Below are 19,337 nucleotides of genomic sequence, written 5' to 3' on the forward strand. Positions count from 1 at the left end.
AGAGGCCGCGACGAGCGGCCCTCCACGACACGACGGACAGGAGCACCACCATGGCCGACCAGCCGACGCAGATCGGGGGCGGGCGCCGCACGTTCGGGGACTTCGCCCCCAAGCTCGCCGCCCTCACCGACGACGTCCTCTTCGCGGACGTCTGGAATCGCCCCGAGCTCTCCGCCCGCGACCGGAGCCTCGTCACCGTCGCCGTCCTCGCCGCCGGCGGGCACACGGGGCAGCTCGACTTCCACCTGGGCCGCGCCGTCGAGAACGGCGTCACCCGGGAGGAGCTGATCGAGGCGATCACCCACGTGACCCTCTACGCCGGCTGGCCGAACGGCATGGCCGCGATGGGCGTCGCGAAGGAGCACTTCACCACCGACGACCAGGAGTCAGCATGAACATCGAACCCGCCGCCCCCACCACCAAGAACCCTCCCGAGCAGTTCGCCGGCGACGTCTGGCTCGACCCGATCGCGATGCCGCACGAGGACGGCCAGCACATGGTCGTCGCCACCGTGAGGTTCGCACCAGGCGCCCGCACCGCCTGGCACTCGCACGAGAAGGGCCAGTACCTCCGCGTCACCGCCGGCGTCGGCCGCTTCGGCACCCGCGACGGGCAGGTCGTCGACGTCCACCCCGGGCAGACGATCTACACCCCGCCCGGCCAGGAGCACTTCCACGCCGCCGCCCCCGGGGTGTTCATGGAGCACCTCGCGATGCTCGAGAACGGCGACGACCCCTCCGCCACCACCACGTGGCTCGAGCACGTCACCGACGACCAGTTCGCCGGTTCGCCGGGCGAGGGCGGCTCGGACTAGCCCCGGAGCCCCGCGTCGGGGAGCACCCGGGTGCGGTCGTGCGGCACCTCTCGATCGTCGAGTGGCGTAGCGCACCAGCTACGGTGGCGGTCATCACGAGAGGACGACCATGAGCTGGACCATCACGCGGACGCCCTTCGACCACCCGGACGCCGACGGCCTCCGTCGAGCCCAGCGGGTCGAGCTCGACGCCCGCTACGGCAGCGACGACCACGAGCCCGGCACGCCGCCGTCGGCGACCGACGTCCCGGTGTTCCTCGTCGGGCGGGCGGACGACGGTCGCCCGATCGCGTGCGGAGGGCTGCGACCCCTGGCCGACTCGGTGGTCGGCCCGGCCACCGTCGAGGTGAAGCGCATGTACGTCGTGCCCGACGCCCGGGGGTCGGGCGTGGCGTCCGGGCTCCTGCGGGCCCTCGAGGACGCCGCTCGCGAGCTGGGCACGCGACAGGTCGCACTCGAGACGGGCACGCTCCAGCCGGACGCGATCCGTTTCTACGAGCGAGAGGGCTACTCGCGCATCCCCCTGTTCGGCCCCTACGTCGGGTCACCCGAGTCGGTCTGCTTGGCGCGAGCCCTCTGAGCCGCCCACCGGGCCGGGCAGACCGAGCCAGGTCAGGCCGGTGTCGACTTCAGCAGCCGGGTCACCGCGATCATCGCTCCGCCCACCACGGCGGGGATGCCGCCGCCGGGGTGCACCGACGCGCCGACCCGCCACAGCCAGGGCCGCCACGGGTCGTTGTACGACGGGCGGTGGAACGGACCGCTCAGCCACGGCGGGCGCGCGGCTCCGTAGAGCGCGCCGTGCGGCTCGCCGCCCGTGCCGTAGTACTGCGGGTCGAGCACCAGCTGCTCGTCGAGGAGGTCGGTGAGGGGCCCGTCGAGCCCCATCGCCGCGGAGACCCGGTCGACCTCGCGTCGCACGAAGGGGTGCTCGGCCGTGTAGCGACCGCCGTCGGCGGGCGCGGTGAGCAGGACGCCGACGGTGCTGCGCTGGTTGGGGTAGACCTCACCGGCGCGGTACTGGTTGACGAAGACCATGGTGTCGGCGGGCTCGTCGCCCGCCTCGAGGCTGCGGTGGAGCGCGGCGGGCTTCGTGGGCAGCACCACGCCGTGCGTCGGGAAGTCCGCTGGCAGCTCCTCCCGCAGCACGCCGTAGACGGCGATGGCCGAGCAGGAGAGGGCACGGGGTCGCAGACGGGGAAGCGTGGGCAGGCGGGACGGGGCCGTGAGCGCCGCGAGCCGGTCGGCGTCGAGGGCGCTGACGACGACGTCGGCGGAGTGGTGCCCGAGGTCGGTGGTGACTGACCCGCGCTCGATGCGGGTGACGGCCTCGCCGGTGCGCACCTCGACCCCGGCCGCCTCCGCCAGCCGACCCAGCGCGAGCACGACCTCGTAGACGCCCCCGCGGGGCACCCACGCCCCGGTCTCGGCCATGATCGCCGGCATGCTCGCGTACAGGGCGGGGGTGCGGGAGGGCGAGACGCCGGCGTTGAGGGTGTGGATCGCGATGATCTCGCGCAGCCCGTCCGGCAGCCACGACAGACCGTCGAGGTAGGCGCGGGTGGTGAGGCGCGAGCCGTAGACGGCCAGCAGCCGGCGCAGGGCCGGGAGGGCGGCTCGGTCGAGCGGGTCGGAGAGCAGCAGCTCGGTCACGTCGTCGGCGAGCGGCGCGTGCAGGTCGGAGAAGCGTCGCCAGGCGGGGTACCAGGGGTGCCCGGGCGCGACCGGCAGCGAGGTCTCCTCCCCGTCGTAGTAGTAGCGCCCCACCTCGGGCATGCGCACGAGGTCGAGGTGGCCGACGTCGCGGGCGCGGTCGGGGGCACGCCCGCCGTCGCCGAGCCGCCGCAGCAGCTCGTCCCACACCGCGGGGAAGGTCACCAGCGACGGACCGGTGTCGATGCGGTCCTCCCCCAGCTGGATGCGACGGCTCTTGCCGCCGAGCTCGGCCGAGGCCTCGAGCAGGGTGACGCGGTGCCCCGCGTGGGCGAGCAGCGCGGCGGCGGTGAGCCCACCGATCCCGCCGCCGACCACGACCACGCGACTCACGGCCAGTCCGCCAGCACGATGGAGACCAGCAGCAGGACGCCGGCGAACGACCCCGCGATGTACGGGAAGGCGACCGAGAGCCGGTAGAGCCGGTGGCCGGTCTCCGGCGACGGGTCGCGCAGCAGGCGCCCGACGAGGATCCCGGCGATCGCGAGGTTCACGGCGGCCACGGGCACGCTCACCACGGCGAAGAGCACCGTGGAGACGACCCACCACGCTCCGCTCCACAGAGCCGTCCCGCGGGCGCCGAGCCGCACGGCGGTCGTGGTGATGCCGGCGTCGCGGTCCTCCACGATGTCCTGGACGGCGTCGAAGGCGTGCTTGGCGACGCTCCAGGCCATCAGGCCGAGGGCGGCGGGCCAGACCGGCGTCACCGAGAGGGCCGCGGGCACGATGACGAGCGGCAGCGCGTAGGCCGCGTTGCTCAGCGAGTCGAGGAAGGGCCGCGCCTTGAAGCGCAGCGGCGGTGCGGAGTAGAAGACGAACACGCCGACGTAGAGCAGGATCGCGGCGATCGCGAGCGGCGGCAGCGTGACGGCGAACCAGACGAGGAAGGGCACGTTCGTGACCGCGACGGCCCAGGCGATGAGCCGCACCTCGGACTGCTCGATCCTGGCGCCCTCGATCGAGCCCTTGCGGGGGTTGGCCGCGTCGGTGTCCTGGTCGTAGATGTCGTTGACGCCGTAGATGAGCAGGTTGAACGGCAGGGTGAGCCACAGGATGACGGGCAGTGCTCGCAGGTCGAACACCGTGCCGGTCAGCCACACGGCGACGAGACCCGACCCGATGGTGTTGATCCACAGCACCGGGCGTGAGATCAGCACGAGGCGGCGCACGGTCGCACCCCTCTCGGACGGCGCGACGCGCGACATCCGCTCAGCACCGTCCGTCACGAGATCGACCGTACGCTGCCCGCCGCGATGGTGGCCCACGGCTCGCGGGCCCAGACTGGGCGGATGCGCATCATGCTGCTCACCGCCGGCACCCGGGGCGACGTCGAGCCGTTCGTCGCGGTGGCGCGACACGCCGCGAGCCGGGGCCACGAGGTCCGGCTGGCCATGCCCGACGACGCAGTCGCGCCCGACGGGGTGGACACCGTTCCCCTCGGCCTGGACGCGCGGCGGGTGCTCTCCCCCGCCGGTCGCGCCCCGTGGTCCCTCGCGCGGCACGCCCTCACGGAGGTGCGGCCCGCGATGCGCCGCATGCTCGCCGCCGCGGTGCGCGAGACGGTCGCGTTCGACCCCGACGTCGTGGTGCACCACCCGTTGATCCTGACCGCCCCGATGGTCGCCGACTCGCTCGGCGTGCCGCGCGTGCTGGTGGAGTTCGCGCCGGTGGCCACCCCCAGCGCGCGCCTCCCCGCCGCCGGCGGCCCCACGGCCACCCGCGACCTCGGGGCCCACAACCGGTCCACCTACGCCGTGCCGCGCGCCGCCGCGCGCCTCTTCGACGGCGACGTGGCGCGCGCCGCCGCCGAGCTGCCCGGCGGGATTCGACCCGCCGGCCGGTCACCGTCGCGAGCGACGCTCATGGCGGTGAGCCCGGTGCTGCTGCCGAGGCCGGACGACTGGCCGGAGCAGGTGCACCAGACGGGGGCCTGGCACGAGGAGGCGCCCTCAGCGTCGTGCGCACCGGTCGTCACGGACTTCCTGGCCGCTGGCCCCGTCGTCGTCGCCTCGTTCGGCTCCATGGCGACGGGCGACGCCTCGGCCCGCGGCGCCGCGGTCGTGACGGCCGCCCGCTCGCACGGCCTGCGGGTGCTGCTCGTCACCGGCTGGGGCGGGCTCGCGCTGCCGGCCGAGCACCGCGGCCCCGACGTGCTGGCGGTGCGGTCGGTGCCCTTCGACGCCGTGCTGCCGCACGCGACGCTCGCCGTCCACCACGGCGGGGCCGGCACCTCCCACGCCGTGGCCCGGGCCGGCGTGCCCGCCGTGGTCGTGCCGGTCACGGCCGACCAGCCGTTCTGGGCGGCCCAGCTGCACCGTCAGGGGGTGGCTGCCGCGGCCGTCCCGCTTCGCCGGCTGACGGCCGGTGCCCTCGTGCCCGCGATGGGCGACGCCCTGTCCCGTCGGGGGCGAGCCGCCGAGGTGGGCCGCCTCATGCGTCGGGAGCACGGCGTGCAGCGGGCGCTCGACGTGCTCGAGTCCCTCTGACGCGAAGATCATCCGCCAGGAGGAATCGCCGTCCCCTCGTCGCTGGGAGAGTTCAGGCGGACTCCAGGGTCCGCTGCCGAGAGGAGGCGTCGTCGTGACGACACTGAGACGAACGCCGATCCCACGGTCGTGGGCACTGCCGCTCGGCGGGCTGAGCGTCTCCGGCCCGCTCGTGGTGGCCGCCGGCAACGCCCCGGCCTTGATCGGCGCACCGCTGCTGCCCTGGGTGAGCATCCTCCTGGACCTCTGGGCCGTCGCGTCGGTCGCTCTCGGCGTCGCCGCGATCGTCGTCGCGCGCGACGACCTGGCGTCGCCCCGCGACCTCCGGCCGCGCTCCGCCGCTGTCGGCCTCACGCTCGGCGTCCTCGGACTCGTCCTCAGCGGGTGCCTGTTCGTCCTCTGGCTGCTGACTCCCCTGCCCTTCTGACACCGCGCCTCCCTGGACAGCGTCGCGGGACGCTCTCGCTGCGACCTCTGCGACCTCTGCGACCATGACGGTGTGAAGATCGCTGCTCCGATGACCGTCCGCGTCGCGTCACTGGGGGTGGTCGTCGTCGGGCTGACGAGCCTCTCCGGGTGCTCGACGAACGACACCGACACGCAGCGGACGACTCAGGGCATGGTGGCGACCGCCGAGGTGCTGGACCGCTTCGACGGCTACCTCAGCGTCGGGCTCAGGGTCGAGAACACGAGCGACGAGCCGCTGCTGTTCGACGCGGACGACGACCTGGTGATCGGTGGTGCTGGCGGGCCCGACTGGTCGCTCCCCTTCGGCCCGCGACCCGAGAGCGGCATGGTGGACGGCTACGCGCTCGAGGCGGACTGGCCGCCGGAACTCTCTCCTGGTGCTGTCGCGACGACAGCGTTCCTCATGGACGAGAACAGCGACGATGCCGTCCTCACGGTCACCTCGATCAACGGCGGCTCGGTCACCTTCTCGACGAGGTGAGGCCCGTCACGTCGGTCAGCCGACCCGCCGCCGTGCGGTCGTGCGCGGAGGCTCAGAGACCTCGCCTGCACTCGCTCGGCCGAGCACGGCTGGCCGTGATGGCGGGCCCCGCGGCGGCGATCGCTGCCGCCATCGCGAGCAGACTCGTCAGGTACAGCGGGCGAGCCCACGGTGAGTGGTCGTAGCCGCTGATGCCGAAGCCGTCGGCGAGCTGCATGCCCGGCGCGAAGGAGACGAGCAGCAGCGACGGCGCTCCCCCGACCAGGACGAGCGCGTGCGCCAGGACGACCTGACTGAGGGTGAGGCGCGAGCGGCGGATCGTCGACACCGCCACGACGACCGCGGCGCCCACGCCGAGCACAGCCCAGGCGATCACCGGTGCGGGTGAGAACGACTGGCCCACGCGGTCGAGCTCGCTGTGGATCTCCGGCAGCGACAGGCGCGGGACCGCGGCGAGCGGGTTCCAGACGAGGACCTGGAGGGCACCCACCACGGCGTACGCCACGACGAGACCTGTTCCGACCGAGGCGGCGACGGCAGGAGGATCCGGACGGCTCATGCCGTCACCGTAGGAGAGGCCCGCCCGCGGGTCGTCCGCCCCGAGGAGGATCTCCAGCCGTCCAGGACCCCCCTGCCGGGCGAACGGTGGTGCAGGACGCCGGTGAGCCGTGCCACGCTGCTCCCGTGGACGTGATCGATGACGTGGAGCGTGGCGACTGGCTCGCCGGACGAGTGCACGGCCGGACGAGCGTGGGCTCCGTCGCGGGGCACGGTGCCGACGCCTACGTCCGGATCCTGCACCCGCGGGAGAGCGGGCACGTCGACGACCGTCGGGCGTGGGGCGTGCCGCCGTCCGACGACTGGACGGCTCGGCGCTGGTCCGACGTCGCAGCCGCCTCCGGGCGGACCATGCACTCCCTCGTCCAGTGGGGCCGCCTCCTCGACGACCAGGACCCGAACGCACCGGGGACGTCCCTCGGTTCCCTGGACCCCGTCGTCCTCGCGGCGCTCGTCCCCCTCCTCGCCCGTGCGACGAGCACGCCGGACGACGTCGTCGCCGGCTTCTGGACCGGGCACGGAGGGATCGAGCTCACCAGCCGGAGACAGCTGGTCATGCCGGGACGCGAGTACGTCCTGACCAGCACGACCCTCGACGAGCTCGCCGACCCCGACTGGGGGTTCTCCCTCGAAGTCGGGTGGTTCTCCCCCGTCAGGTCTCCGTCCCTCCAGCTGCTGTGGCCCGACGACCACGCCTGGGTCCTGGCGACCGAGATCGACTGCGACTCGACGATCGTCGCCGGCGCTCGGGCCCTCGTCGACAGCATCGTCCTCGACGGCCGCTTCGAGGCGTTCGACGTCGGCCCCGACGACGACCTCTCCTGGGACGGGGACACCATCAACGGCCCGGGCGGCGAGGCGACCGCGTGACGGCGTTCTGGCTGCTGCTCGGCGTGTGGCCCGTCGTGTCCGTCGTGGCGCTCTGTGTCGCTCCACGGGCGCGCACCTGGAGACGACTCGGGGGGCTGCTCGCGGCCTCCGTCGTCCTGCTCGCCGCAGGCGTCGCGACGCTCATCCACGGCGACACGGGCGTGGGCATCATCCTCTGCGGCAACGCCCTGGCCGGGGCCCTCGTCGCCGCGGTCACCGAGATCGTGGTCGAACTGGGCTCAGCCGCGGGTGACGGGCGGGACTCGAGACCCACCTCGCGACAGCCGACGGAGGACACTCGGCGCGCACGCCGCCGCGACGAGAGCCCCTCCGGCAGCTGAGACCGAGCCCGGTGTCGACGCGTGCACCACCACCGCGCCCACGCTTCCGAGCGCGACGGAGGCAGCTGTGCCCACGAGGGCACGCCACCACCACCCGCGTTCCGCTCTCGCGACGAGGACGTCGACGACCGCCGAGGACGCCCAGACGGCGATGCACCACCCGACCGCGATCACCACGAGGCCGGGCCTGCCCTGGATCGCTCCGGCCATCTCGGAGACGATCCGGACGGCGAGGAGATCTGCTCCTCGCGGGGGAACGACACCGCCGGGATCACCAGGGTCCTGGAACCAGGGCGCCGACCCTCCGGGCGGCAGGAGGGTCACCGCCAGCCCCGTCAGGCACACACCGACGAGCGCCGAGAGGGCCATAGCCGCGGTGACGGACAACGCGCCCAGCCCGACGACGCACTGCAGCCAGTAGCGACCCTCACGAGACGGGTGACGAGGGGGCAGACGGGAGGGCACGTCCGATCATCTCGCCGCTGGTCAGGAGGCACATCAGCCCTGAGCAGCACGTCGCGGGCACTAGAGGACCACGAGAGATCCTCCTGCCGTCCGCCCACCGTCGCCTCCGGACGCTCGCCCGACCGACGATCAGCGAGCGCGACCAGCTCGACGACTCACCAGGACCAGGACGAGAGCGCCGAGGCCCAGGACGACGGTGCCCGCTGCGGCGATCCTGCCGACCAGCTGGGTGACGAGCACCGACTCGTACTGCTCCTTCGTCGTGACGATCTCCGTGCCCTCCGGCACGGACCAGAAGAAGACCGGGGCGAGCGCACCGGCACTGACCGTGCTGACCACGCAGACGACGAGGGCCACGACGCCCAGGCCGCAGAGGACGAGCGTCCATCGGTCCATGAGCGATCGATCGGTCATGGGGTAACGGTAACGGTGCCGGCGGGCCTCGCCCGTCGTCAGCGCGTCTCGACCGAGCGATTCCTGAAGCTCGGCGCCCAGAGCCTGCGACGTGGCTACGAGACGAGGGACATCCAGGACCGGAGCAACGAGCCCCCATCGTGCAGCTCCTGGGTCACTACGGTGAGGCAGTGCTCTCAACTCTCCTGGTGCAGGTGTCGTGGCTCCCCGCCGCCGTCCTGCTCCTCGCAGTCCTGACCGGCCCGTTCATCGCGGCCGCGCTCGTGCCGCGGCCGCGACTGCTCCGGGCTCTCTTCATCGCCTCCCTCGTGATCCTCGCCGGCCTGACCCTCTACCCGGAGGGCGGGGCCGATCGAGACGTGACCTGCACCGTCGGGCTTCCCTACTTCGGGCTCCGAGCCGCCGAGACGGTGGCGAACGTGCTGCTGTTCATCCCCCCGGTCCTGCTCGCGGGCCTGCTCGTCCGGCGCCCCGTCCTGGCCGTCATGGGCGGCACTGCCACGTCAGCACTCATCGAGCTCGTCCAGGGGATCGTCCCGGCCATAGGACGCGCCTGCGACACCGGCGACTGGATCACGAACACCATCGGCGCTGTCGTCGGCGGACTCATCGCCCTCGCCGCGCTGAGCCTCGACCGTCGAGTCACAGCAGCACCGTAGGCCGATCGTCTAGCGGGCGGAGCTCGAGGCGATGGCCCGCAGGAAGTAGGCGTCGGTCGTGGCTCGGACCTCATCGGGGTGCTTCACGGCGGGATCCGTCTCGAAGTGGCCGGCACGCTGCAGCTCCACCTCGACGAACCGCGCGAGCTGCGGTGGCGGAGCCTGCGTGCCCATCTCCCGTGTCCGAGCCTTCGTGGCGATCAGCGTGTCAGCCGCGAGACGGACGTCGTTCGCCACCTCGGCCTCGGCGAGCAGCGTCGGCAGGTCCATCGGGGGAACGGTCTCGTTCGGGTGGACGTGCAGCCACCGCAAGGCAGTCGTCGTCCGGAGGACGTAGAAGAAGCGCTTGAGGGTGGGCTTGCCCGCCTGCTGCTTGTGAGCGACGTGGAGGTAGTGCCGCCCGACGGCTGCTCGCTCGACGACGTCGTCGGCGAGGGCGAGGAGCTCGTCCCGGAAGGACTCGTCGCCCGTGTAGACGATGGGCGAGCGCAGCCACTCGATCACGACGGCGTTGCCCTTGACGAGGAGGCGAACGGCCTTGGCGAGGTCCCACCCGTTCACGTCGAGGACGCTGTCGAGGGGAGTCTCGATGACGTCGCGCCCCGGCCACAGCGACAGGTAGGCCTCCGGCGCACGCACGTAGATGAAGCGGCAGTCGTAGTCGCTGTCCGGCGACGGGAAACCCCACGCTCGGCTGCCGCTCTCGATCGCCCAGGGCACACGCACGTCGTGGTCAGCCGCGACGCCCGCCAGACGACTGACGATCTGTGTCACGACCGACGGATCGAGGCCCTCCGGGACTGCGCGCATGTCCAGACCCTACCCAGCCACTCGATGCGCCGAGACGAGACACCGGGTGAGTCCCGTCGTCGATCCTTCAGCGGGACGACTGTGCCCCTCTTCCCTCGCAGCGACTCAGTGCAAACCTCCTCTTCCTCCTCGTCACGGCCTCCCCGGCATGACAGGGTCACGATCATGGAGATCACCGACGATGTGGAACGCGCGTCCTGGCTGGGGCGACGGATGTACCGGCAGGGCGGCTGGGCACGGGTCGGCTCGATCGCCGGGTACGACTTCGAGGCCTACGCGCGCATCCTCCACCCGCGCCCCACCGCTAGCGGCGCCTGGGAGCACCGCCGCTGGGCCGACGTCGCGGCCACCGCGGGGAAGGTCATGCACCCCCTCGTGCAGTGGGAGCGACTCCTCGACCACGAGGAGCCACGCGGAGGAACGAGCGACGTCGGGCACCTCGACCCGCAGGTGCTCGCTGCCCTCGCACCGCTGCTCGGCGACGCGACCACGACACCCGACGACGCCCTCGCGGCGTACTGGGTCGGCGGCAGCGGCCAGGACCTCGTCGGTCGCTCTGCGACGATCGATCGATACGACTACGTGCTCGCCCGGACCAGCACCACGGAGCTCGCCGAGCCAGGCTGGGGCCTCGACATCGACTTCCGGACCGACGAGTCACCCCAGCTGCTCTGGCCGGAGGACCACGCCTGGGTGCTCGCCAGCGAGATCGACTGGGACTCCACGATCGTCGCCGGCAGCCGGGCGCTCGTCGACGCGATCCTCACCGACGGCCGCTTCGAGGCCTTCGTCGTCGACGAGGACTCTGACCTCTCCTGGGACGGCGACACCGTCAACCGACGCAGCGCCTGACGACCTGACGGCAGGAAGGGCGACCGTCGGTCGAGACGCGATGCGCATCCGCGCTCACGGCGACGGCGCGCGCCCTCGGCTCGAGTGGGTCAGCGCTCGGAGAGCACCCGGCAGACATGCCGAGGCGACGGTGACGACACCTGAGGCTGTGATCGTGACGATCATCGAGGCGTGCACGGTCGCGACGACGGATCCGAGCAGAGCGAGAGCACCTGCCCCCGCGAGAGCGCGCCACCACCACCCCCGTTCACCTCTCGAGCTGAGGACATCGACGGCAGCGAACGATGCCCAGACGAGGAGACAACAACCCAGTGCGATCCACCGGATGACGGAGAGGTCCTGAAGGGTGTCGACCGTCGCGGAGATGATCCGGCCAGCCAGGACGTCCGCTTCCCCTCTCTCCCCGACGGTCCCAGGATCACCCGGGTCCTGGAGCCAGGGCACTCCCCCGTGGGGAGGCACGAGAGTCCAGGCCAGCACTGCAAGGCACACGCCACAGACCGCGAAGAGAGCCACCGTCGCCATGACCATCAAGACACCCGAACCGACGATGCCCTGGAGCCAGCAGCGCCCGGGCTCAGGGCGAGCAGGAGTCACACGTGGATGCACACCTGATCATCCCGCCGCTGCCCCACCGACACATCAGCCCGGAGTCCCATCGCGAGGGCGACAGGGTCACCGCAGAGGACCATCCGCCATCATGACCGAGATCCGAGACGTGCACGCATCGGCGGAGACGGAATGATGGGAGCACGGCGGCGACGTCGAGACTGCACGCAAGTAGAGGAGATGTCCACGTGATCACAGGCGCCTACGTGCTGGACTTCATCGATCTCGGCAACGACGCCATGGACGCGGGCGACCTCGCTACTGCCGAGAAGTATCTCCGAACCGCCGCAGCGGAGGGGAACGCCGACGCCCAGTTCAACCTCGGGAACCTCCTCACGCAACAGGGCCAGCTCGAGAGCGCCGCAGACCACCTCGGTCGAGCCTGGGCCATGGGGGTGGTCGACGCAGCGCTGAACCTCGGACTCGTCCTCCAGACGCTCCGCCGCAACGACGAAGCGGAGGTCGCCTTCAGGGACGGCTGGGAAGCCGGCGATGAAGGTGCCGGCCACGAACTCGCGTGGTCTCTGCACGAGAGGGGTGACACGCACGCCGCCCGGCAGGTGTTCCGGACGATGTCACGCGAGGAGAGCTACCTCGATCGGCGCGCAGCCGGCGTCCTCGGCACATGGGCTGAGATGACCGGGAAACGGAACACGAAGACCATCGAGCGGCTCGAACGTGGGTTGTGGGCCTACCAGGACGCCGCCCCGGCGCTCGCGGCCATCCTCGTGGAACGGGGCGACTTCGAGGAGGCGCGTGATCTGCTCGAAGAACACATCGCCTACTCCCCGCGGGCCTCGGTGCGCTTGGGCAACCTGTTGATGGATCACTTCGGCGATCGCCCAGGCGCAGAGGCAGCTTTCCTGATCGGCGTCGCCGCCGGCGATGCCCACGCCGAGGACCACCTGGAGCAGCTCCGAGCCTCGCCTGACGGCGGAGGCTAGCCGCTCCCCCGCAGCTCCGGGGGCCCCGGCTGTCTCCGTAGGTCAGTCCGAAGGTGATCTCGGTGAACGATCGGCTGAAGAGACGCCCCTAGGGTGTGGCCACCACTCAGAACTGCGCGGAGAAACCGCCGTCGGCACGCAGGAGCTGCCCGCTGATCCAGCGTCCTTCGTCCGACAGCAGGAACGCGGTGATGCCGGCGATGTCACGGGGTGTCCCTGACCGTCCCGATGGGTTGGACGTCGTCATCGCGTCCCGTGTTTCGTCATCCATCCATCCCGTGTCGATCGGTCCTGGGTTCACGACGTTCGCGGAGATGCCCTTCGGGCCGAGCTCGCGGGCGGCAGAGATGACGATGCGGTCGAGAGCGCCCTTGGAGGCGCCGTAGGCCAGGTTGCCGGTGGTGTGGTCGCTCGTGAACGCGACGACAGCTCCACCGTCGGTGTCGACGTGACGGGCGAACGCGGCGATCAGGAGGAGCGATGCGCGGGCGTTGACCGCGACGTGCTGGTCGAAGGCCTCCGCGGTGGTGTCCAGCACGCCGGACTCGACGCCGTGCGCATGGCTGAGAACGAGCCCGCGGATCGTTCCGCGCTCGCTCGTGACCTGCTCGATCAGAGCGGTCGGGGCGGTCGGGCTCGAGAGGTCGCAGGGGTAATCACCCGTGTCGAGGTCGCTGGTGACGACCTCCCACCCATCGGCTTCGAGCCGAGGGACGATGCCCGCGGCGATGCTGTTCGAACGCGCGGCTCCGGTGACGAGAGCAAGAGGCATGACCCGACCCTAGGGCAGCGGTCGATTCGTCGAGCCGAGGCCAATCTGGGTAGCACCCTCGACACTCGCGGGCGTGTCCGACAGATGATCGGTCCCCGGCCAACGGCGGAGGCCAGCCACTCTCCCGCAGCTACGGGGCGCCGGTGGTCTCGATCGGTCAGTCCGAAACCGGTCTCGGTGACCGATCCTCTGGCGGGACGCTCCAGCTCCGCTAGTCAGACAAGAGGTGCAACGTCGTGTGACAACACGCCAGGCGCAGCCCCGCGACGAGCAGGCCGCACGATGCGGCCCCCGCACGAACGGTCGAGCCGGAGTTCAGACGCGGGCGCGGTGCAACGGGTCGAGCGCCGAGTCCAGCGCCGCCTCGAGCGGCCACGCCGAACGCAGCGGCTGGCTCATCACGAGTCCGCCCTGCACCGCCGTGAGGATCACCATCGCGATGCGGTCCGGGTCGGCAGCAGGGTCGACGTCGCCCGACGCCTGCATCTTGCGCACGCCCGCGGCGAGCAGGTCGCGCCACGCACCCATGCTCTCAGCGATGACCCGTTCGAGCTCGGGATCAGTCATGGCCGACTGTGTCGCGAGCGAGCCGATCGGGCAGGCCCACCGGCCGAGGCCCAGGTAGTAATCGACGAGGGCCTCCCGCCAGGCGCTCCACGACTTCCACGAGCCGAGGTCGTCGATGTGCGGCTGCTGAGCCTCGAGCAGCTGGGCGCCCTCCCACACGGCGACCTCACGCACGAGCTCCGCCTTGCCGCCAGGAAAGTAGTGGAACAGCTGGCTCTTGCTGGTCAGCGTCGCCGCCCGGACGGTGTCGAGGGTCGTTCCTCCGATGCCCGACGCGAGGATCTGCTCGCCCGTCGCCTCGATGATCCGTTGCCGGGTCGCCCTGCCGCGCTCGGTGAGCTTCGTCTCGTCCACCCTGCGATCTTACTCGCCTGGACCGCACGGTCCATTCCTGTGCTAAGAATGGACCATGAAGTCCAATGAAGAAGAACTCCAGACCCTCGCCGTGGACACCCGCCTGGCGGGCAAGACCGTTCTCGTCACCGGCTCGACCAGCGGCATCGGCGAGGCCATCGTCCGCGTCCTCGCCGCCTCCGGCGCCGAGGTCGTCGTTAACGGGCGCGACGCCGGACGCGCCGAAGCCGTCGTGCGCAGCATCACCGCGGCCGGCGGTCACGCCCACGCCGTGGTCGGCGACCTCGGCGGGACCGCGTCAGAGGTGCGCCGCATCGCCGCGGCAGCTGAGGACGCGCTCGGCGGCCACGTCGATGTCGTCGTCAACAACGCCGGCATCTACCCCGTTGGCCCTACCGCCGACCTCGCCGACGCTGACCTCGACGCCGTCCTCGCGGTCAATGTCCGCGCGCCCCACGTGCTCGTTGGAGCACTCGCCCCCGCGATGGTCGAGCGCGGAGGCGGCTCGATCGTCAACATCGGCTCGTGGATGGCTCGTGTCGGAGTCCCCTTCGGCGCCGCCTACACCGCCTCGAAGGCCGCCCTCGAGCAGATGACCCGCACCTGGTCGGCCGAGTTCGGACCCTCCGGCGTGCGAGTCACGACCGTGTCGCCCGGCGCGACGAGCACGCCCGGCAACGCGGAGAGCGCCGACGTCCTGTCCGCGATGACGGCGGGCACCGTCGCGGGCCGACCGGTCCGACCGGTCGACATCGCCTTCGCGGTCCGCTGGCTCGTCTCGGACGAGGCGGCGTTCGTGCACGGCAGCACCGTCGACGTCGACGGCGGGATCGCTGCGGTCCGACTCGGATGAACGCCGACCGGACACTCGAGGACGCCCGACGGTTCGGTGCGTCCTCGACCGCCCTGGATGTGGTCGAGGGCGTAGACCTGCACGGCCAGACTGCCCTGGTCACGGGTGCCAGCTCAGGGATCGGCGTCGAGACGGCACGGGCTCTCGCCCGGGCCGGCGCGACGGTGGTCCTGGCGGTCCGCAACGTCGACGCCGGCGAGAGGACGGCCGAGGAGATCAGGGCCCGGGACCCGGCCGCGACCCTCCGGGTGACGGAGCTCGATCTCGCCGACCTCAACTCCGTACGTCGACTGACCGCCGAGTGGTCGGGACCCCTGCACCTGCTGCTCGCCAACGCCGGCGTCATGCACGTCCCGGAACGACGTACACCCGAGGGTCAGGAGTGGCACTTCGGCGTCAACCACCTCGGGCACTTCGCCCTGGCCAACGGCCTCCACCAGCCGCTGGCCAAGGCTCAGGGAGCACGCGTCATCTCCCTGTCATCGAGCGGCCACGGTGGGAGCGGAATTCGCTTCGATGACCTCGACTTCCGTCGGACGCCCTACGACGCCGGGATCGCGTACGGGCAATCGAAGACCGCGAACGTGCTGTTCGGCATCGAGGCCACGCACAGATGGCACGGCGAGGGCATCACGGCCGCTGCCGTGATGCCCGGGGGCATCTGGACCGGACTGCAACGCCACTGGGACCCCGCTGTGCTGGCCGAGATGAAGCGCCGCAACTCCCACCGCGTCAAGACGGTCGAGCAGGGCGCCGCGACATCGGTGTTCGTCGCCACACGGGCGGAGCTCGGCGTCGGCGCCCCGGCGTACTGGGAAGACTGCGGCCCGGCCGACGTCGTGGACCACATCATCGACGGGACCCACGGCGTCATGCGCCATGCCCTCGACCCCGACGTGGCTCAGCGCCTCTGGTCAGAGTCCGAAGCCCTGACCCGATGATCTATCCGCCCCAATGGATGGCAGCCCGGTAGCCGATCCCCTATCGGGACGCTGTGCCTACCTGCTCGTCGCCTCGTCCGTGGTGGCACGGGAGAGGGGATAGGCGCGGTCCAGGCGCGGGCTGAGGACGACGAGGAACAGGAACATCGACAGCAGCCACCCGGCGACCCAGTAGGCGGGAATCGAGAAGATCGCGACATTCGGCACGACGTCAGCGGCGACTGCGACGACCACGGCGATCGTGAAGAGCACGCCCACCCCGTAGTACAGGGCTCGGAAGCCCTCCTCGACACGGCCCCGCCGTTCCTGCTGGCGACTCGTCCGGTCATCGAGGGCGGTGACCGAGCGGCCGTAGTCGTCCGAAGCGACGGTGACGAAAAGCTCGCGGACCGGAACACCGAACGCCTTCGCCACCCGCGACAACGTGTCGAGGCTCCCGTCGTTGCCCGCCTCGAGCCTCTGGACGGTACGGACGGTCACGCCGCTCTCGTCTGCGAGGCGTTCCTGGGTCCAACCCATCTGGGTCCGGAGATCGACGATCCGTGTCTCGTTCATGAACCTCACACTAAGAACGACCGGCGCCGAGGTCCACGACACCGACCCGACAGGCACCCGACACCTTCGCGACAGAGCACCTCGGGGCACCCGGCCCCATCAAGGCCGCAGCCGCAGCCAGCGGTCTCAGATTGGGTCTATCAGCGATCGGCTATCGCCTATCGGGCGTCCGGATCGCGCTTGAGGATCCGGGCATCGAGGTAGATCGTGATGAGCGCGCCGCCCAGCGTGGAGTACATGCCGGTGTGGGAGCGATCAACCACCAGCAATGTCACTGCCGCGATAACCACGAGTGACGCGGCAACAAGAAGAACAACGCTACGGATCTCTTCGAGCTTCGACCGCCGTCGGTATCCATGCTTCTACGCTCTCTCGCCAGAGGGCGAGCGCCAAGAAACCGCCCGCGTTGTCGCGGCCTCCTGATGGCTATCGCCCCCGTTGTCGAGGCGGATTCCGCTCGGTGTCACACGGAATCAACTGCCCTCGGGCTAGCTGCCGGTAGGGACGCAGGGCCTGCTGCCTGGCCGCGGATGAAGAAGAAGGCAACGATGCCGACCACGATGATCGAGATGTTCCCCGCATCTGCCACAGCCGAGACGGGGCTGCTGGCTGGCCACGACGCTTGGAGGAACACCCCGAGGTCGAACGTTGTGTGCAGGAGGATCGGCCAGATCACGTTGCCGGTGACTTGGAGCGCCAGGTAGAAGCAGATCCCCGTCCCGAACGCCAACACGATCTGGAGCCCGGTCGCAAGGGGCGCTTGACCGACGACGAGATTGCCTGCGTGCAGCAGCGCGAAGATCCCCGCCGAGAGCGCCGCCACTGCACCCTCCGGGTAGCTCGCGCGCCTGAGGAGATCGACGATGAGGCCACGGCAGAGCACCTCCTCCGCGAAGCCGACGAGAACACAGGTGAGCACCCACACAGACAGGACGTCCGTCCCGATCGCCGCGTAGTCGACGCTCAAGAGGTGCAGAACGTTGAACCCCGCCACGACCACGACCACGCCCCACATCCATCTCCGTCCGCGGAGAGGCTGCCCTCGGAACAGGGCTCCAGCAAGGCCGGCCGACCTCGCGAAGATGACCAGAACGGCAGCACCGGCAGCCAGGGGCAGGACTGAACCGACGAGCATCGCGTTAGCGGCCGTCACCGACCATGTCGACGTCAACGACCGGGCGATCGCGACGCATGCAGCGAGGAACGCGAAGTAGACGCCTCCCGCCAGCACCGACGGCAAGAGACCCCCTCGAGCCCAGAACGCCTTCCAGCTCGAACGCAGATCAGCGAGCATCATCAGCGATCCACTGCCTTGAACACGAGGTGCGAGCCGACGGTGATCACGCCTGCTCCCTCCGTTGGATGGCGCGATAGACGGTCGAGCGGGCCACGCCGAAGAGCTCGGCGATCTCGCTGGTGGTGTGGGCGCCGGTGCGGTGCAGCTGCACCAGGTGCTTCTCCTGCGACGGGGTGAGCTTCGGCGTGCGACCGCGGAGCTTGCCGGCGGCCTTGGCGATCGCCATGCCCTCCCGGGTGCGGGCCCGGATCAGGTCGGCCTCGAACTCGGCCACCATTCCGAGAACGTTGAACAACAGCCGGCCAACGGGGTCGGTGGGGTCGTAGACCGCTCCCCCGAGGTTCAGAGCAACGCCCTTCTTCGTCAGCTCGTCCGCGATGTCGGTCGCATCGCGCAGCGAGCGGGCGAGGCGGTCGGGCTTGGTGACGACCAAGACGTCGCCGGAACGGCACGCGGCTAGGGCCTCGCGGAGGCCCGGCCGTGCTCGAGTCGTCCCCGAGAGGCCGTGGTCGACATGCACGTGTTGATCGTCAACACCCAGTGCTGCGAGACCATCACGTTGTGCTGCGAGATCTTGACCCGAGGTCGAGACGCGGGCGTATCCGATGAGCACCTGATGACTGTAGCGTTTAGACCCCCATCACCGGGCATTTTTGCGGGACAGGCATACGCGAATTCGCAGGCTAGGCGCCACTTGACCTCGGCCGGCCGAAGCAGGTCCGCCGAGGTGTCCCGATGAACGACCCCTCACCGCACACCCCGGCACGCCCCGCCAGCCTGCGATCATGACGACGTGCCCCCCTCCGTCCCCGCCGCCCACGACGGCGTCGACGTCTGGCTGCTGCGCCTCGACGACACGGCGGCGGGGCTCGCCCGGGCGCACGGGCTGACGCTGCCCGCCGGCTCGTCCGCGGCCGCGTGGCTCGACGCCGACGAGCGGGCCCGGGCGGCCCGGCTGCTCGACGCGACCGACCGGCACCGCTGGCTGCTCTCGCACGTCGCCACGCGCCTCCTCGTGGGCCTCGCGCTCGACCGACATCCGGCCGACGTCGCCTGGCGCCGCGAGCCCTGCCGGCGCTGCGGCGGGCCGCACGGGCGCCCCGTCGTCGTCGACGGCGACGACCTGCACGTCAGCCTCAGCCGCTCCGGCGACACCGCCCTGCTGGCGCTGCGCCGGGGCCTCCCCGTCGGCGTCGACGTCGAACAGGTGACGACCGGCCCCACGGCCACCCCGCACGACGACCTGCACCGCTGGGTCCGGGCGGAGGCGGTGCTCAAGTCCACCGGGGAGGGCCTGACCCGAGACCCCGCCGCGGTCGACGTGGGCGACCCGGCACGGGCGCGGTGGTCCGGCGAGGTCGAGGGGCTCGACCTCGACCTCGCCGCAGCCGCCGGCACGGCCCCCGGCACCGGGGCCGACCCGCGCCTCCTCGCGGCCCTCGCCGGCCCCGCCCTGCACGGCTCGTCGCTCGGCGTTCACCTGCCGGTCACCGCGTCGACCTAGGTTCCGACCG

24 protein-coding genes are annotated in these 19,337 nt (G+C 71.2%); 14 read left to right on the top strand and 10 right to left on the bottom strand.

All coding sequences use genetic code 11. The annotated features are described in order from the left end of the window. Window positions 1-50 precede the first annotated feature (50 nt). The 3 genes from JOE43_RS13225 (at window position 51) to JOE43_RS13235 (ending at window position 1,394) form a co-directional block, all read left to right on the top strand. A complete protein-coding gene (locus JOE43_RS13225; protein ID WP_209518318.1) occupies window positions 51-395 on the top strand; it encodes a carboxymuconolactone decarboxylase family protein in 345 nt (114 codons plus the stop codon). After that, window positions 392-814, top strand: coding sequence for a cupin domain-containing protein (locus tag JOE43_RS13230; RefSeq protein WP_209518320.1), 423 nt, complete (start codon window positions 392-394; stop codon window positions 812-814). The genes JOE43_RS13225 and JOE43_RS13230 overlap by 4 nt, the downstream gene beginning before the upstream one ends. Window positions 815-923: 109 nt before the next feature. Then, window positions 924-1,394, top strand: coding sequence for a GNAT family N-acetyltransferase (locus tag JOE43_RS13235; protein ID WP_209518322.1), 471 nt, complete (start codon window positions 924-926; stop codon window positions 1,392-1,394). A 32-nt stretch (window positions 1,395-1,426) separates the two neighbouring features. Here the strand turns inward: JOE43_RS13235 and JOE43_RS13240 are convergent, their stop codons facing one another. Together JOE43_RS13240 and JOE43_RS13245 are read right to left on the bottom strand one after the other, a co-directional pair. After that, window positions 1,427-2,860: an NAD(P)/FAD-dependent oxidoreductase gene (locus JOE43_RS13240; protein WP_209518324.1), complete on the bottom strand. Its 1,434-nt coding sequence runs from the start codon at window positions 2,858-2,860 to the stop codon at window positions 1,427-1,429. Continuing rightward, entirely contained in the window at window positions 2,857-3,753 is an 897-nt protein-coding gene (locus JOE43_RS13245; protein WP_307803374.1) for a UbiA family prenyltransferase, read from the bottom strand. The genes JOE43_RS13240 and JOE43_RS13245 overlap by 4 nt, the downstream gene beginning before the upstream one ends. Window positions 3,754-3,816: 63 nt before the next feature. Here JOE43_RS13245 and JOE43_RS13250 point away from each other — a divergent pair, with 63 nt between their 5' ends. The 3 genes from JOE43_RS13250 (at window position 3,817) to JOE43_RS13260 (ending at window position 5,962) form a co-directional block, all read left to right on the top strand. Beyond that, entirely contained in the window at window positions 3,817-5,013 is a 1,197-nt protein-coding gene (locus tag JOE43_RS13250; protein ID WP_209518326.1) for a glycosyltransferase, read from the top strand. Between the two features lie 94 nt (window positions 5,014-5,107). Continuing rightward, window positions 5,108-5,440 (top strand): hypothetical protein, encoded by a 333-nt coding sequence (locus JOE43_RS13255; RefSeq protein WP_209518328.1) that lies wholly within the window; start codon window positions 5,108-5,110, stop codon window positions 5,438-5,440. 72 nt (window positions 5,441-5,512) lie between these two features. After that, window positions 5,513-5,962, top strand: coding sequence for a hypothetical protein (locus JOE43_RS13260; RefSeq protein ID WP_209518331.1), 450 nt, complete (start codon window positions 5,513-5,515; stop codon window positions 5,960-5,962). Window positions 5,963-6,014: 52 nt separating this feature from the next. Here the strand turns inward: JOE43_RS13260 and JOE43_RS13265 are convergent, their stop codons facing one another. After that, window positions 6,015-6,521 carry a hypothetical protein gene (locus tag JOE43_RS13265; protein ID WP_209518334.1) on the bottom strand — a complete coding sequence of 169 codons (507 nt, stop codon included), beginning with the start codon at window positions 6,519-6,521 and terminating at the stop codon, window positions 6,015-6,017. Between the two features lie 125 nt (window positions 6,522-6,646). Here JOE43_RS13265 and JOE43_RS13270 point away from each other — a divergent pair, with 125 nt between their 5' ends. Next, a complete protein-coding gene (locus JOE43_RS13270) occupies window positions 6,647-7,390 on the top strand; it encodes a hypothetical protein (RefSeq protein ID WP_209518336.1) in 744 nt (247 codons plus the stop codon). After that, window positions 7,387-7,731, top strand: coding sequence for a hypothetical protein (locus JOE43_RS13275; protein WP_209518339.1), 345 nt, complete (start codon window positions 7,387-7,389; stop codon window positions 7,729-7,731). The genes JOE43_RS13270 and JOE43_RS13275 overlap by 4 nt, the downstream gene beginning before the upstream one ends. A 594-nt stretch (window positions 7,732-8,325) precedes the next feature. On the opposite strand, the gene JOE43_RS13280 is transcribed toward JOE43_RS13275, so the two are convergent. After that, window positions 8,326-8,610 (bottom strand): hypothetical protein, encoded by a 285-nt coding sequence (locus tag JOE43_RS13280; RefSeq protein WP_209518341.1) that lies wholly within the window; start codon window positions 8,608-8,610, stop codon window positions 8,326-8,328. A 170-nt stretch (window positions 8,611-8,780) separates the two neighbouring features. Between JOE43_RS13280 and JOE43_RS15990 the strand changes: the two genes are divergently transcribed. Continuing rightward, complete coding sequence (locus JOE43_RS15990; protein ID WP_209518343.1) at window positions 8,781-9,269, top strand: VanZ family protein; 489 nt, start codon at window positions 8,781-8,783, stop codon at window positions 9,267-9,269. Between the two features lie 9 nt (window positions 9,270-9,278). Here the strand turns inward: JOE43_RS15990 and JOE43_RS13290 are convergent, their stop codons facing one another. After that, window positions 9,279-10,079, bottom strand: a complete 801-nt coding sequence (locus JOE43_RS13290) for a nucleotidyltransferase domain-containing protein (protein WP_209518345.1) — start codon at window positions 10,077-10,079, stop codon at window positions 9,279-9,281. A gap of 165 nt (window positions 10,080-10,244) precedes the next feature. Between JOE43_RS13290 and JOE43_RS13295 the strand changes: the two genes are divergently transcribed. Together JOE43_RS13295 and JOE43_RS13300 are read left to right on the top strand one after the other, a co-directional pair. After that, window positions 10,245-10,931 (top strand): hypothetical protein, encoded by a 687-nt coding sequence (locus JOE43_RS13295; RefSeq protein ID WP_209518347.1) that lies wholly within the window; start codon window positions 10,245-10,247, stop codon window positions 10,929-10,931. 797 nt (window positions 10,932-11,728) lie between these two features. After that, entirely contained in the window at window positions 11,729-12,484 is a 756-nt protein-coding gene (locus JOE43_RS13300) for a tetratricopeptide repeat protein (RefSeq protein ID WP_209518348.1), read from the top strand. Between the two features lie 106 nt (window positions 12,485-12,590). Here JOE43_RS13300 and JOE43_RS13305 read toward each other — a convergent pair whose 3' ends face one another. Continuing rightward, window positions 12,591-13,256, bottom strand: a complete 666-nt coding sequence (locus tag JOE43_RS13305) for an SDR family oxidoreductase (RefSeq protein WP_209518351.1) — start codon at window positions 13,254-13,256, stop codon at window positions 12,591-12,593. Window positions 13,257-13,571: 315 nt separating this feature from the next. Continuing rightward, window positions 13,572-14,177 (bottom strand): TetR/AcrR family transcriptional regulator, encoded by a 606-nt coding sequence (locus tag JOE43_RS16235; RefSeq protein ID WP_209518353.1) that lies wholly within the window; start codon window positions 14,175-14,177, stop codon window positions 13,572-13,574. 55 nt (window positions 14,178-14,232) lie between these two features. Here JOE43_RS16235 and JOE43_RS13315 point away from each other — a divergent pair, with 55 nt between their 5' ends. Continuing rightward, entirely contained in the window at window positions 14,233-15,030 is a 798-nt protein-coding gene (locus JOE43_RS13315; RefSeq protein ID WP_209518354.1) for an SDR family NAD(P)-dependent oxidoreductase, read from the top strand. After that, window positions 15,027-15,971, top strand: a complete 945-nt coding sequence (locus JOE43_RS13320; RefSeq protein WP_209518356.1) for an SDR family NAD(P)-dependent oxidoreductase — start codon at window positions 15,027-15,029, stop codon at window positions 15,969-15,971. The genes JOE43_RS13315 and JOE43_RS13320 overlap by 4 nt, the downstream gene beginning before the upstream one ends. Before the next feature lie 57 nt (window positions 15,972-16,028). Here the strand turns inward: JOE43_RS13320 and JOE43_RS13325 are convergent, their stop codons facing one another. The 3 genes from JOE43_RS13325 to JOE43_RS13335 all read right to left on the bottom strand — a co-directional run bounded on the left by JOE43_RS13325 (window position 16,029) and on the right by JOE43_RS13335 (window position 18,436). Further along, entirely contained in the window at window positions 16,029-16,526 is a 498-nt protein-coding gene (locus JOE43_RS13325) for a helix-turn-helix transcriptional regulator (RefSeq protein ID WP_056059200.1), read from the bottom strand. Window positions 16,527-16,989: 463 nt separating this feature from the next. Continuing rightward, on the bottom strand, window positions 16,990-17,823 hold the full coding sequence (locus JOE43_RS13330) for a CPBP family intramembrane glutamic endopeptidase (protein ID WP_209518359.1): 834 nt from the start codon (window positions 17,821-17,823) through the stop codon (window positions 16,990-16,992). Between the two features lie 43 nt (window positions 17,824-17,866). Then, complete coding sequence (locus tag JOE43_RS13335) at window positions 17,867-18,436, bottom strand: recombinase family protein (RefSeq protein WP_209518361.1); 570 nt, start codon at window positions 18,434-18,436, stop codon at window positions 17,867-17,869. A 180-nt stretch (window positions 18,437-18,616) separates the two neighbouring features. On the opposite strand from JOE43_RS13335, the gene JOE43_RS13340 reads away from it, so the two are divergent. Then, window positions 18,617-19,327, top strand: coding sequence for a 4'-phosphopantetheinyl transferase superfamily protein (locus tag JOE43_RS13340; protein WP_209518363.1), 711 nt, complete (start codon window positions 18,617-18,619; stop codon window positions 19,325-19,327). Window positions 19,328-19,337 lie beyond the last annotated feature (10 nt).

This window comes from Frigoribacterium sp. PvP121 (assembly GCF_017833115.1).
In the GTDB taxonomy this organism is placed as follows: Bacteria; Actinomycetota; Actinomycetes; order Actinomycetales; family Microbacteriaceae; genus Frigoribacterium; species Frigoribacterium endophyticum.